This is a genomic window from Streptomyces sp. NPDC037054 (genome assembly GCF_055606745.1).
Genome location: NZ_JBVJSJ010000004.1, coordinates 218,436 through 232,246 on the forward strand (window position 1 = coordinate 218,436; position 13,811 = coordinate 232,246).

Sequence of the window (13,811 nt, forward strand, 5' to 3'; positions counted from 1 at the left end):
AAAGGGCTCCTAAAGGGAACCTGTGAGCGGGGGGAGGGGACGGGGACGGGGCCGGGGGTCAGAGACCCGGAATGCGGCCGTTGCGGAAGAGGTCCACGAAGATCTGGTGGTCGGCACGCGCGCGTGCGCCGTAGGAGTGCGCGAAGTCGACCAGCAGCGGCGCGAAGTCGTCCTCGGCCGCCGCGATCGCCGCGTCGATGGCCCGTTCCGTGGAGAACGGCACCAGCGACTCGCCGGACTGGTCGTCCGCCGCCGCGTGCATCGTCGCCGTGGCCCGGCCGAGGTCGGCGACCACCTGGGTGATCTCCTCCGGGTCGTCGATGTCGCCCCAGTCCAGGTCCACCGCGTACGGCGACACCTCGGCGACCAGCTGGCCCGAGCCGTCCAGCTCCGTCCAGCCGAGCCAGGGGTCGGCGTGCGCCTGGAGGGCGCGCTGCGAGATGACCGTGCGGTGGCCCTCGTGCGCGAAGTAGTCGCGGATCGCCTGGTCGGTGATGTGCCGCGAGACGGCCGGGGTCTGGGCCTGCTTGATGTAGATCACCACGTCGTTCTCCAGGGCGTCGCTGTTGCCCTCCAGGAGGATGTTGTACGACGGCAGGCCGGCCGAGCCGATGCCGATCCCGCGGCGGCCGACGACGTCCTTCACGCGGTAGGAGTCCGGGCGGGCCAGCGACGACTCCGGCAGCGTCTCCAGGTAGCCGTCGAACGCGGCGAGCACCTTGTAGCGCGTGGCCGCGTCCAGCTCGACGGAGCCGCCGCCGGCCGCGAAACGGCGCTCGAAGTCGCGGATCTCGGTCATCGAGTCCAGCAGCCCGAACCGGGTCAGCGCGCGGGCGTCACGCAGCGCGTCCAGCAGCGGGCCCTCCGCCGTGTCCAGCGTGAAGGGCGGCACCTCGTCGCTCTTGGCGCCGGTCGCGAGCGCGTGGATCCGCTCGCGGTACGCGCCCGCGTACGTGCGCACCAGGTCGGTGATCTGCTCGTCGCTGAGCGCCTTCGCGTACCCGATCAGGGCCACCGAGGCGGCGAAGCGCTTCAGGTCCCAGGTGAAGGGGCCGACGTAGGCCTCGTCGAAGTCGTTGACGTTGAAGATCAGGCGGCCCGTCGCGTCCATGTAGGTGCCGAAGTTCTCCGCGTGCAGGTCGCCGTGTATCCACACGCGCGAGGTGCGCTCGTCCAGGAACGGGCCGCCGCGCCGCTCCGGCTCCAGGTCGCGGTAGAAGAGACACGCCGTCCCCCGGTAGAAGGCGAACGCCGAGGCCGCCATCTTGCGGAACTTCACGCGGAACGCGGCCGGGTCGGCGGCCAGGAGCTCGCCGAACGCGGTGTCGAACACGGCGAGGATCTCCTCGCCGCGGTGCTCGTCGCTGAGCTGCGGGACCGACATCGCTGGGTGCCTCCTGGTGCGGGTGGTGCGTGACGGGGTGGAGCGGATCGTCCGTCCGGTCGTCCGTGCGGCCGTCCGTGCGGAACAACGTTCGAAGGTACCGGGGAGTGCCCGCGCACCTCGGACGAAGGTACGCGGGGATCCACCGCGAGTGTCAGTGCCGAGGCATAGACTTCGACGCTGTCCCCCCAGACTGTCCGCAGCCTGTCGTCCGACGTTTCCCCTGGAGGCCGAACGTGTCGAAGCCGCCGTTCACGCACCTGCACGTCCACACCCAGTACTCGCTGCTGGACGGTGCCGCGCGGCTCAAGGACATGTTCAACGCGTGCAACGAGATGGGCATGACGCACATCGCCATGTCCGACCACGGCAACCTGCACGGGGCGTACGACTTCTTCCACTCCGCGCAGAAGGCCGGGATCACCCCGATCATCGGGATCGAGGCGTACGTCGCCCCCGAGTCGCGGCGCAACAAGCGCAAGATCCAGTGGGGCCAGCCGCACCAGAAGCGGGACGACGTCTCCGGCTCGGGTGGTTACACGCACAAGACGATGTGGGCGGTCAACAAGACGGGCCTGCACAACCTCTTCCGCCTCTCCTCCGACGCGTACGCCGAGGGCTGGCTCCAGAAGTGGCCCCGGATGGACAAGGAGACCATCTCCCAGTGGTCCGAGGGCATCGTCGCCTCCACCGGCTGCCCCTCGGGCGAGGTCCAGACCCGGCTGCGCCTCGGCCACTTCGACGAGGCCCTGAAGGCGGCGGCCGAGTACCAGGACATCTTCGGCAAGGACAAGTACTTCCTGGAGCTGATGGACCACGGCATCGAGATCGAGCGCCGGGTCCGCGACGGCCTGCTGGAGATCGGCAAGAAGCTCGGCATCCCCCCGCTGGTCACCAACGACTCGCACTACACGTACGCGCACGAGGCCACGGCCCACGACGCCCTGCTGTGCATCCAGACCGGCAAGAACCTCTCGGACCCCGACCGCTTCAAGTTCGACGGCACGGGCTACTACCTGAAGTCCACCGACGAGATGTACGCCATCGACTCCTCGGACGCCTGGCAGGAGGGCTGCGCCAACACGCTCCTGGTCGCCGAGATGGTCGACACCACAGGCATGTTCGAGAAGCGCGACCTCATGCCCAAGTTCGACATCCCCGAGGGCTACACCGAGGTCACCTGGTTCCAGGAGGAGGTCCGGCGCGGCATGGAGCGCCGCTTCCCGGGCGGCGTCCCGGCCGACCGCCAGAAGCAGGCCGAGTACGAGATGGACGTCATCATCTCGATGGGCTTCCCCGGCTACTTCCTCGTGGTCGCCGACTTCATCATGTGGGCCAAGAAGCAGGGCATCGCCGTCGGCCCCGGCCGGGGCTCCGCGGCCGGCTCGATCGTCGCCTACGCCATGGGCATCACCGACCTCGACCCGATCCCGCACGGCCTGATCTTCGAGCGGTTCCTCAACCCCGAGCGCGTCTCCATGCCCGACGTCGACATCGACTTCGACGAGCGCAGGCGCGTCGAGGTGATCCGGTACGTGACGGAGAAGTACGGCGCCGACAAGGTCGCCATGATCGGCACGTACGGCACCATCAAGGCGAAGAACGCGATCAAGGACTCCGCGCGCGTGCTGGGCTACCCGTACGCGATGGGCGACCGCATCACCAAGGCCATGCCCGCCGACGTCCTCGGCAAGGGCATCCCGCTGTCCGGCATCACCGACCCCCAGCACCCGCGCTACTCGGAGGCGGGCGAGGTCCGCGGGATGTACGAGAACGAGCCGGACGTGAAGAAGGTCATCGACACCGCCAAGGGCGTCGAGGGCCTGGTCCGCCAGATGGGCGTGCACGCCGCCGGCGTGATCATGTCCAGCGAGACCATCACCGACCACGTCCCGGTCTGGGTCAGGCACACCGACGGCGTCACCATCACGCAGTGGGACTACCCGAGCTGCGAGTCGCTCGGCCTGCTCAAGATGGACTTCCTGGGCCTGCGCAACCTGACGATCATGGACGACGCCGTCAAGATGGTGAAGGCCAACAAGGGGATCGACATCGATCTCCTGAGCCTCCCGCTCGACGACCCCACGACCTTCGAACTGCTCCAGCGCGGCGACACCCTCGGCGTCTTCCAGTTCGACGGCGGCCCGATGCGCTCGCTGCTGCGGCTGATGAAGCCGGACAACTTCGAGGACATCTCCGCCGTGTCGGCCCTGTACCGGCCGGGCCCGATGGGCATGAACTCCCACACGAACTACGCGCTGCGCAAGAACGGGCAGCAGGAGATCACGCCCATCCACCCCGAGCTGGAGGAGCCGCTCAAGGAGGTCCTGGACGTCACCTACGGCCTGATCGTCTACCAGGAGCAGGTGCAGAAGGCCGCCCAGATCATCGCGGGCTACTCGCTCGGCGAGGCCGACATCCTCCGCCGCGTGATGGGCAAGAAGAAGCCCGAGGAACTGGCGAAGAACTTCGTTCTCTTCCAGGAGGGCGCCCGCAAGAAGGGCTACAGCGACGAGGCGATCCAGGCGCTGTGGGACGTCCTGGTGCCCTTCGCCGGCTACGCGTTCAACAAGGCGCACTCCGCCGCGTACGGCCTCGTGTCGTACTGGACCGCCTACCTCAAGGCGAACCACCCCGCCGAGTACATGGCCGCGCTGCTCACCTCGGTCAAGGACGACAAGGACAAGTCGGCGGTCTACCTCAACGAGTGCCGCCGCATGGGCATCCGGGTCCTCCCGCCGAACGTCAACGAGTCCGAGGCGAACTTCGCCGCCCAGGGCGACGACGTGATCCTCTTCGGCCTCTCGGCCGTGCGCAACGTCGGCACCAACGTGGTCGAGTCGATCATCAAGTGCCGCAAGGCCAAGGGGAAGTACACGTCCTTCCCGGACTACCTCGACAAGGTGGAGGCGGTCGTCTGCAACAAGCGGACGACGGAATCGCTGATCAAGGCCGGCGCCTTCGACTCGATGGGCCACACCCGCAAGGGCCTGACCGCCCAGTACGAGCCGATGATCGACAACGTGGTCGCGGTCAAGCGCAAGGAGGCCGAGGGCCAGTTCGACCTCTTCGGCGGCATGGGCGAGGAGGACAGCAGCGAACCGGGCTTCGGCATGGACGTGGAGTTCTCCACCGACGAGTGGGACAAGACGTACCTGCTCGCCCAGGAGCGGGAGATGCTCGGTCTCTACGTCTCCGACCACCCCCTGTTCGGCCTGGAGCACGTGCTGTCCGACAAGGCCGACGCGGGCATCTCCCAGCTCACCGGCGGCGACTACTCCGACGGCTCCGTCGTGACCATCGGCGGCATCATCTCCGGCCTCCAGCGCAAGATGACCAAGCAGGGCAACGCCTGGGCCATCGCCACCGTCGAGGACCTCGCCGGCTCCATCGAGTGCATGTTCTTCCCGGCGACGTACCAGTTGGTGTCGACCCAACTCGTCGAGGACGCCGTCGTGTTCGTCAAGGGCCGGCTCGACAAGCGTGAGGACGTGCCGCGCCTGGTCGCGATGGAGCTGATGGTCCCCGACCTGTCCAACGCGGGCACCAACGCGCCCGTGGTGCTCACCATCCCGGCCACCCGGGTCACCCCGCCCATGGTCAGCCGCCTCGGCGAGATCCTCAGCCACCACAAGGGCGACAGCGAGGTGCGGATCAAGCTCCAGGGCCCGACGAAGACGACCGTGCTGCGGCTGGACCGGCACCGCGTCAAGCCCGACCCGGCGCTCTTCGGCGACCTGAAGGTGCTGCTCGGACCGTCCTGCCTGGCCGGCTGACCGACGAGCACGACGGAGGGGCGCACCCGTGGCGGGTGCGCCCCTCCGCATGTGCCCAGGGCGTCAACTGCCCGTTACACAGGTGTCAGTTGTGACCGAAGCGCTTCTGCCGGCCCTTGCGTGCGACGTCGCCGGGCGTCACCTGCGTGGCACGCTCGTGCGCCTGCGTCTCCATCGCCGTCTGGTGCGCCGCCTCCTGGCTGCGCTCGGCCTGCGGCTGCTTGCGATCACGGTTCTTGTTCTTGGCCATGGTGATCTGCCTCCTGTGGGGGATCTAGGGGCCAGGGCCGGGATCAGACTCACATAGGCTGACAAAGAACGCATTTCGGGTAATTACCGTCTGTGACAGGGTTGGTCGCGCCGCGCGGACGCGAAACGCCACGCCGAAGATCGAGTTCGGACCGTTAACCCCCGCGTGGTCGGGCAGACTCGAAGCAAGCCCGAAGCAAACCTCCCGGAAAGAGGGTGGACCGCGTGGACCGCTGCATCGTCCTGGTGGACGCCGGGTATCTGCTGGGGGCCGCCGCCAGCCTCCTCGCCGGGGAACCCTCGCGCTCGCGCATCACCGTCGACCACACCGCCCTCATCCAGGGCCTGCGCGAGCGGGCCGAGGCCGAGACCGAGCAGCCCCTGCTGCGCATCTACTGGTTCGACGGCGCCCCCGACCGCGTCCCGCAGCCCGAGCACCGCAGGCTGCGCGTGATGCCCCGGGTCACCGTCCGGCTCGGCGCGCTGACCCGCAGCGACGGCCGCTGGGCGCAGAAGGGCGTGGACGCCGCGATGCACGCCGAGCTGACCGAGCTGGCCCGCAACCGTGCCTGCTCCGACATCGTTCTCGTCACCGGCGACGGCGACCTGCTGCCCGGCATGATGGCCGCCAAGGAACACGGCGTCGCCGTCCACCTGTGGGCCGTGCAGGCCGCCGACGGCGACTACAACCAGTCCGAGGACCTGGTCGCCGAGGCCGACGAACGCCGGGTCCTGGACCGCACGTGGATCACCCGGGCGGTCCGCGCGAAGGAACTCACCGGCGTGTGCGCGCCGCCCCCCGTGCCCCGGCCCGAGATCGCCGCGATCCTGTCCGCGCCGCTGCCCGAGTCCGCGCTCGCCGCGCCCGAGCGCTCCGCCGAGGAGACCCCGCACCGCCCGCCCGCCCCCGCGGCGAACGGCAGCCAGGACCGGGCGCCCGCCGCCAAGGGCGTCCCCACGCCCAAGGACCTCGCCGCCCTGCGCGCCCACGGCCAGCACCCCGCGCCGCCGCCCCCGACGACCGCGACCCTGCGCTGGTCCTCCGACAAGGGCTGGGTGGACCGCCCGCCCGCCGAGCCGCTGGAGGCCGCGTCGATGCCGACGCTCGCCCAGCTGACCACGGCCGAGCAGCGCTGGGCCGACCGCGAGGAGGACATCACGACCGTCGGCGGCGACCCCTTCGAGGTCGGGCAGGTCTTCGCCCGACGCTGGGTGGAGCGGCTCGGCGACCAGAGCCACCTCCAGCGGCTGTCCGGCATGTACCCGCGCATCCCGCACCGCATCGACGGGGAACTGCTCCGGTACGCCGCCCGGTTCGGGCTGCTCGCCCACAAGGACGACCAGATCGACGAGCACGACCGGTATGCCATCCGCGCCGGATTCTGGCGCGAGATCGGTGTGCGAACAGGCGTCGAACACGCCCCGGCGGCCGACTGAGGCGGTCCCGGACGCGGGCCCCGGGGACAGGGCGGGCCCGCGGACCCCGTAGTCTCGTCCCTTGTGAGTACGCGCGCGGCACAGGCCCTTCGGCACGGCGGTGACGTCGTGTGTGCGGTGCGCGGGCTGACCAAGACCTATCCGGCCGTACGGGGCAGGCGCGGCGTACCGGACACGCCCGAGGTCAGGGCCACGGACGACGTCGAGCTGGACATCCGGGGCGGCGAGATCTTCGGCCTGCTCGGCCCGAACGGCGCCGGCAAGTCCACCCTCGTGCGCCAGCTGACCGGCCTGATGCGGCCCGACAGCGGCGGCGTCGAGATCCTCGGCCACGACATCGTGCGTCACCCGGAGCGCGCCTCCCGCCTCCTCGCCTACCTCGGGCAGGAGTCCACCGCCCTCGACGAGCTGACCGTGTCCCTCGCCGCCGAGACGACCGGACGACTGCGCGGCCTGGACGTGCGCAGCGCCCGCGCCGAGCGGGACGACGTCCTTCAGGAGCTGGGCCTCACGGCCATCGCCGGTCGCCCGCTGAAGAAGCTGTCCGGCGGGCAGCGGCGCCTGGCCTGCTTCGCCGCCGCGCTGGTCGGCGAGCGTCCGCTGCTCGTCCTCGACGAGCCGACCACCGGCATGGACCCGGTGGCGCGGCGCGCCGTCTGGGCCGCCGTCGACCGGCGCCGCGCCGAGCGCGGCACGACCGTCCTGCTCGTCACGCACAACGTCATCGAGGCCGAGACCGTCCTCGACCGGGTCGCCGTCCTCGACCGGGGACGCGTGATCGCCTGCGACACCCCGGTCGGGCTGAAGGAACAGGTCGCGGGCGAGGTCCGCGTCGACCTCGTGTGGCGCGAGACCGCCCCGCTGCACGTCCCGGAGGTCGCCGCGCTGCGGGACCACGCCGTGCGCTCGGGACGCCGCTGGACGCTGCGGCTCGCGCCCGACGAGGCCCGCGCCGTCGTCGCCACCGTCACGGGCGGGGCCGCCTTCGCCGCCCTGGACGACTTCACGCTGGCCACGCCCAGCCTGGAGGACGTGTACCTGGCCCTCGGCGGCGCCGCGCAGCAGGGGCTGGTGAAGGCGTGAACCCGCGGGTCCTGAGCGCGGGAGCCTCCGCGTCCGTACCGGACGGGGCGGGAGCCGGAGTCGAACCTGGTGAAGGGAAGCAGCGCGACGTGAGTGTCGTACCCGCCGATGCCCTGCCGGGCGTGGCCGTCCAGGAGACCGCCACGCGCGCCGCCGAGCTCGGGCCGAGGGCGCGGCTGTGGCCGTCGCTGGCCGCCGTGTACCGGGCGCAGCTGTCCCGGGCGCGGGTCGCGCGGATCCCGTTGCTGTTCGTGGCGACCTTCCAGTCGATCGGCATCATGATCCTCATGCGCGGCGTGGTGGACGGCGGCGACGAGGCGCGCGCCGTCGTCGCCGGCTCCGCGGTGCTCGTCGTCGCGTTCGTCGCGCTCAACCTGCTCGCCCAGTACTTCGGCCAGCTGCGGGCCAGCGGCGGCCTCGACCACTACGCGACGCTGCCCGTGCCGCCCGCCGCCGTGGTCCTCGGCGCGGCCGGCGCGTACGCCTCCTTCACGGTGCCCGGCACCGTCGTGACCGCCGTCTTCGGCTGTGTGCTGTTCGGGCTGCCGATGGCGCACCTGTGGGTCCTGGCCGCGGTGATCCCGCTCGCGGGCGCCGCCCTCGCCGGGCTCGGGGCCGCCCTCGGACTGCTCGCGCCCCGGCCCGAACTGGCCACGCTGCTCGGCCAGCTCGGCATGTCGGCGGCGCTGCTGCTCGGCGTGCTGCCGGCCGACCGGATGCCCGAGGTCGTGCGCCTGGCGCGGGACCTGCTGCCGTCGACGTACGGCGTGGAGGCCCTCGCGCGCACCTTCGGGCCCGACCCGGACTGGGCGTTCGTGCTCGGCGACCTCGCCGTGTGCGGCATGGTCGGCGTCATCTCGCTCGCCGTGGCGACGTGGGCCTACCGCCGGGCCGCCGTCCGATGACGCGCCGTGCGGACGGGCCTGGCACGATGTCAGGGTGACCGCACCTCTTACTCCACCTCCACCGCCGCACGAACAGTCCGCGCACCGGGCGTGGCACCAGCCGCCCGCCGGGCACGAGACGGACGCGCCCCGGGGAAGCGGGCTCGGCTGGTACGGACAGGACGGCCCCGGTATGAAGACGGAACTGCGGGAGGCCGCCGTGACCACGGTGGTCGTGGCGCTGGCCGGCGCGCTGCTCGGAGTGCTGTGGTGGTGGCTGGCGCCGCAGGTGCCGCTGGTCGGTGACGTGTCCGGCGACAGCTGGGTGGTCTACCTCAAGGACACCGAGGGCGAGCAGGCCGTCGGCGTGGACGGAACGTTCACGCTGCTCGCGCTGGCCTTCGGCGCCGTCGCCGCGGGCGTCGCCTTCCTGGCGCGGCGGCGCGGGGGAGTGCCCCTGGTGGTGGCGCTGGCCGTCGGCGGACTGCTCGGCTCGCTGCTCGCGTGGCGGCTCGGGGTGTGGCTCGGGCCGGAGCAGGACGTGGTCGCGCACGCCAGGGAGGTCGGCAAGGGCGTGACCTTCTCGGCGCCGCTCAGGCTCGGCGCGAAGGGCGCGCTGCTGGCGTGGTCGCTCACGACACTGGTCGTCCACCTCGGCCTGACGGCGATGTTCGGCCCGCGGGACCCGGAGCCGTACGCCCCGTACCAGCAGCTGCCGACGCCCGAGGGCGCCCCGCCCAAGCAGTGATCCCGCGGGCGCCCGCGGGGGCCCGGGCAGTCCTTTGCCGGCGCCCGCGCGGGCCCCGCCCGTTTCCTTGCGGGCACCCGCGCGACCGGCTGCCGCGACCGGTCAGGTCCGGCCGCCCGTCAGGTGCTGCCGCCCGTCAGGTCCGGCCGATCGGGGCCAGTACCGCGTCCGTCAGCTTCGCCAGGTCGTCCGGGGACAGTTCGACCTCCAGGCCGCGGCGGCCCGCCGAGACACAGATCGTGGCGTGCGCGGACGCCGACGCGTCGAGCACCGTGCGCAGCCGCTTGCGCTGCCCGAGGGGCGAGATGCCGCCGCGGACGTAGCCCGTGGTGCGCTCCGCGAGCGCCGGGTCGGCCATCGCGGCGCGCTTGCCGCCGACCGCCGCGGCGAGTGCCTTGAGGTCCAGCTGGCCCGCCACGGGCACGACCGCGACCGTCAGGGCCCCGTCGACGTCCGCCACCAGCGTCTTGAAGACGCGGTCCGGGGAGACGCCCATCGCCTCGGCGGCCTCCTCGCCGTACGAGGGGTGGGCGGGGTCGTGGTCGTAGGAGTGCACCGTGTACGTCACCCCGGCCGCCGTCAGCGCCACCGTCGCCGGGGTGCCGCCCGGCCCCTTGTCCTGCTGCTTCTTCGCCTTCTTCGCCATCCCGGCCTGTTCCTGGGAGTTGTACGCCTCAGTTGAGACTCGTCGGGCCGCGCGTCAGTTCCGACGCGGGCAACGACGGAAGACTACGGATGATCGCCGTCTCCGAGCGAAGCAGTTTCAGCTCGTCGCGCAGCCTGGACGCGGTGTCCGGCGCCTGCAGCAGCCGCTGCTTCGTCGGGATGTCCAGCATCATCGCGGCGGCCACCAGGTACGACACCACGGACGGTTCGTCGGGCAGGTCGGCGCCGGTCGCGAGCGACCGCTCCCGCGCCCCCGCGAGCCGCTTCTGGTACTGCCGGAACGCCCGCAGCACGCCCTCGGCCAGCGCGCCCGCCTCGTCGCCCGGCTCCTCCTCCAGCGGCTCCAGCTCCGCCGTCAGGAACGGGCCCGAGGCGTCCACCGACACCAGCCGCACCCGCGTCGTGCCGGTCGCCAGCACCTCGAAGGTGCCGTCGGCCCGCTCCCGGACCGTCGCCGCGTCCGCGACACAGGCCACCTTGTGGAACGCCTTGACCGGATCCGGCCCGAAGCCGGCCGCCGGCCCGCGCTCCGGCAGCGCCGTCGGGTCGGGCATGCCGGGCGCGGTGGACGCGACCTCGTGGCCGTCGCGGATCGCCACGACGGCGAACCGGCGCGGTTCGTCCTCGGGCGTCTTCAGCAGCTCGCGCATCATGGCGCGATAGCGCTCCTCGAAGACGCTGAGCGGGAGCACGAGGCCCGGGAACAACACCGAGTTCAAGGGGAAGAGGGGGAGCCGGACGGTGGTCACGACGCAGAAGCCTAATGCTCCGCGCGGCCGGCGGCCCCGCCGCGCCCACCCTGCGAGCGGCCGAAACCGGTGGTCGGCAGCGCGGCGGCCACCGCGGCGCGGACGTCGCCCCGCACCTGGAGGAACCGGCCGAGCGGGTCGTCGGTGTCCCGGTCCCAGGGGAAGGACGTGGCGTACGGGCCGGTCCGCCGGAACTCCTCCAGTGCCTCCGGGTACCGCTCCAGGCACACCAGGACGTACGCCAGCAGGTTGCGGATCCCCGCCGTCCAGGGGTCGGCGGGGCCGGCGATCGAGGACAGCGCGACGGCCCGGTCCGCCGCCGCGTCCAGCCGCTCCCGGCCCGCCTCGGCCGGATCGCCCTCGGTCAGACAGGTGAACGCCGCCCGCAGCGGCAGCGCCTGGACCAGGGACTCCGGGGGCGCGTCCTGCGCGGCCGTCCCGGCGAAGTCCAGGCACTCGCGGTGCGCGCCGGGCGAGGCCGCGGCCAGGTAGTCGAGGGCCGCGACGTGGCAGCCGTAGTGGTGCGGATCGCGGCGCACCGCCTGCGCCCACAGCGTCTCGAACTCGGCGTGCGGGGCGTCGGTGCCCCGGGCGTGGTCCAGCGCCACGCGCCACGGCACGGGGTCGGGCCCGCCGTGTTCGAGGGCCGCCGCGACCACGGGGCGCGCGCGGTGCAGGAGTTCGGCCCGGTCCGGCGACTCCCAGCCGCGGTCCACGGCCAGCCGGGCGCGCACCAGCAGCGCGTCGGCGTCCCGCGGGGCGGTGGCGCACCAGTGCTGGAGCCACTCGGCGCGGAACCGCGCGAAGTGCGCGAGGCGGGTCGCGTACCGGTCGCGGCGCTCCCACTCGGCGCCCTTCCGGGTGGCGGCCAGCAGTGCCGCGGCCGGACGGTACTCGCCGCGCGCGGCGGCGACCAGCACCGGGGCGAGCCGGTCGTCCGCGGCGTCGAGCAGGACCTCCCCGTCGCCGGGCAGCCCGAACGACAGGGGCGACGGCCTCCGCCGTGCTCGGGCCGTGCGGAGGAACGCGTCCAGCAGAGCCATGGTGCGGGGCCCTCCTCGGTGCCGGGACCGGCGCGCCCGCGGGCGGGCCCGGTGCGCTGCCCGACGTGGTCGTGCGGTCGACATGGTGCGGCTGTCATGACCGGCGACGGGCGGCGATGGTTGTGCCCCTGTACGGGTGGTGTCGACGCGTCCGTGCGGACGGTGTCCGGGACCGGACCGGCCCCGCGACGTGTCCCGGGCGTCAGTTCCGGTGCAGCAGCCGTGTCGCGCCCGCCGCCACCGTCGTGGCAAGTACCCAGCCCAGCAGAATCATTGCCGCCGCCAGCCACTGCCAGCCGCCGCTCAGCTGCCAGAACCCCACCTGCCCCAGCTCGATGACCGGAAGCAGCAGGTCCAGCGCGAACAGGGCGGGGTCCCACTCGGGGTGCTCGCCCCGCTTCAGCGGCGGGTGGTCGGCCTGCGCGAAGGCGAGGGAACCCGCCGCCCACAGCACCGCCATCCACACCGCGGCCCGGCCCGGCCGGTACCCGTAGGCGACCGTCCAGTCCTGGGCGTACCCCCACAGCTTCGCGGCGAGCGGCAGGCTCTCGCGGCGCCGGCGCTGCTTGGCGAGCAGCACCTCGCGGGCGTCCTCGTCCTCGCCGCCGGCCCGCAGCACGGCGGCCAGCAGCTCGTACGGCTCCGGGTTGTACTCGGCGGTCGCGGCGGCCACCCAGGCGAGGCGCTCGGTCAGCGTGAACGGGCCGCGCGGCACCAGGTTCTCGTACGTGAAGCCGCCCATGTGCAGTCGGCCCGGGCCCGGCCAGCTGTCCGCCCGGTCCATCAGGTTGACGACCCGCGCCCCGGACAGCACCACCCGGCCGCGCTCCGGGTGCTCGCCCAGGAAGCGCAGCTCCGGTGTCTGCACCCGGCGCAGCGACACCTCCTGCTCGTCGGTGAGGGTGAACCGGGCCTGGCCGAAATCCACCGCGTCCCCGAACCGCCCGTCGTCCAGCCGCACCCCGCCCCGGCACTCGAAGCGCTGGACGCGGGTGCCCTGCGCCGGGGTCGTGCCGCTCATCAGCGGATTCCCCAGGCCCGCGGGCGTCAGGTACAGCGTGCGCTCCACGGTGAGCTGCGGGGCGTTCAGCGCGAGGCGCGTGTACGGGTTGGTCAGCCGGGCGCCGCGCAGGCTCAGCGAGACGCCGACCGTGGCGCCGCGCAGGCTCAGCTCGCCGTCGGTCTCCAGCATCTCCGCCTGGAGGTCCTGGCCGACGGCCAGACCGTCGGCGGCGATCGCGCGGCCGCTGCGGTCGCGGTGCACGATCGCCTGGTTGAGCATCAGGTCGGTGCCTATCTGGGCGTCCGTGAGCCGGATGCCCCGGTGGAAGCGGCAGCGCGGCAAATGCAGATCGCCCTCGGTGTGCACGCGGGCCGCCTCCAGCCGCGGCACGTCGCAGTCCACCAGCCGGACCGTGGTGAAGCGGGCCTCCGGCAGCAGGACCTCCCGCTCGAAGCGGCAGCCCCGCATCTCCAGGTACGGCGCCACCGTGCCGCCCGCCAGGTCCAGCGAGCCGCTGATCCGCACGCCGACCAGCTTCAGCGAGGACACCCGGCCCGCGAGCGCGGGCGGCCCGTCCAGCAGCAGCCAGCACACGATCCGCGCCCGCACGGTCCGCTCCGGTCCCCAGGGATGCCCGCCGTGCGGGTCGTCCACCTGGGGGTCGCCGCTGCTCAGGTCGTAGACGCTGCCGTTGCGGAAGGCCTGCCACATGCCCGCCTCGGCGGCGGTCAGGTCGTCCGGCAGATCTCCGCCGCGGGTTCCCGCCCCCTCGTTCACAGCACTCCCTCC

At 72.5% G+C, this 13,811-nt stretch carries 11 protein-coding genes; 5 read left to right on the forward strand and 6 right to left on the reverse strand.

Features of this window, described 5'->3' with window-relative positions:
- Positions 1 to 58 precede the first annotated feature (58 nt).
- Positions 59 to 1,384: a DUF2252 domain-containing protein gene (locus tag ACZ7D7_RS11905; RefSeq protein WP_470823928.1), complete on the reverse strand. Its 1,326-nt coding sequence runs from the start codon at positions 1,382 to 1,384 to the stop codon at positions 59 to 61.
- Positions 1,385 to 1,620: 236 nt separating this feature from the next.
- Here ACZ7D7_RS11905 and dnaE point away from each other — a divergent pair, with 236 nt between their 5' ends.
- Complete coding sequence (dnaE, locus tag ACZ7D7_RS11910) at positions 1,621 to 5,160, forward strand: DNA polymerase III subunit alpha (RefSeq protein ID WP_470823929.1); 3,540 nt, start codon at positions 1,621 to 1,623, stop codon at positions 5,158 to 5,160.
- An 85-nt stretch (positions 5,161 to 5,245) separates the two neighbouring features.
- On the opposite strand, the gene ACZ7D7_RS11915 is transcribed toward dnaE, so the two are convergent.
- Complete coding sequence (locus tag ACZ7D7_RS11915; protein WP_470823930.1) at positions 5,246 to 5,410, reverse strand: hypothetical protein; 165 nt, start codon at positions 5,408 to 5,410, stop codon at positions 5,246 to 5,248.
- Positions 5,411 to 5,634: 224 nt separating this feature from the next.
- Between ACZ7D7_RS11915 and ACZ7D7_RS11920 the strand changes: the two genes are divergently transcribed.
- From ACZ7D7_RS11920 to ACZ7D7_RS11935, 4 genes are all read left to right on the forward strand, one after another.
- A complete protein-coding gene (locus tag ACZ7D7_RS11920) occupies positions 5,635 to 6,846 on the forward strand; it encodes an NYN domain-containing protein (protein WP_470823931.1) in 1,212 nt (403 codons plus the stop codon).
- A gap of 108 nt (positions 6,847 to 6,954) precedes the next feature.
- Positions 6,955 to 7,929, forward strand: a complete 975-nt coding sequence (locus ACZ7D7_RS11925) for an ABC transporter ATP-binding protein (protein WP_470824251.1) — start codon at positions 6,955 to 6,957, stop codon at positions 7,927 to 7,929.
- Between the two features lie 89 nt (positions 7,930 to 8,018).
- Positions 8,019 to 8,834, forward strand: a complete 816-nt coding sequence (locus ACZ7D7_RS11930; RefSeq protein WP_470823932.1) for an ABC transporter permease — start codon at positions 8,019 to 8,021, stop codon at positions 8,832 to 8,834.
- 34 nt (positions 8,835 to 8,868) lie between these two features.
- On the forward strand, positions 8,869 to 9,561 hold the full coding sequence (locus ACZ7D7_RS11935; protein WP_470823933.1) for an AAA family ATPase: 693 nt from the start codon (positions 8,869 to 8,871) through the stop codon (positions 9,559 to 9,561).
- A 136-nt stretch (positions 9,562 to 9,697) separates the two neighbouring features.
- Here the strand turns inward: ACZ7D7_RS11935 and ybaK are convergent, their stop codons facing one another.
- The 4 genes from ybaK to ACZ7D7_RS11955 form a co-directional block, all read right to left on the reverse strand.
- Positions 9,698 to 10,207, reverse strand: a complete 510-nt coding sequence (gene ybaK, locus ACZ7D7_RS11940) for a Cys-tRNA(Pro) deacylase (RefSeq protein ID WP_470823934.1) — start codon at positions 10,205 to 10,207, stop codon at positions 9,698 to 9,700.
- 28 nt (positions 10,208 to 10,235) lie between these two features.
- The gene (locus ACZ7D7_RS11945) at positions 10,236 to 10,976 is read right to left on the reverse strand and encodes an LON peptidase substrate-binding domain-containing protein (RefSeq protein ID WP_470823935.1); all 741 of its coding nucleotides are present in this window, start codon (positions 10,974 to 10,976) and stop codon (positions 10,236 to 10,238) included.
- Positions 10,977 to 10,987: 11 nt separating this feature from the next.
- Complete coding sequence (locus tag ACZ7D7_RS11950) at positions 10,988 to 12,019, reverse strand: hypothetical protein (RefSeq protein WP_470823936.1); 1,032 nt, start codon at positions 12,017 to 12,019, stop codon at positions 10,988 to 10,990.
- 202 nt (positions 12,020 to 12,221) lie between these two features.
- On the reverse strand, positions 12,222 to 13,799 hold the full coding sequence (locus tag ACZ7D7_RS11955) for an oxidoreductase (RefSeq protein WP_470823937.1): 1,578 nt from the start codon (positions 13,797 to 13,799) through the stop codon (positions 12,222 to 12,224).
- Positions 13,800 to 13,811 lie beyond the last annotated feature (12 nt).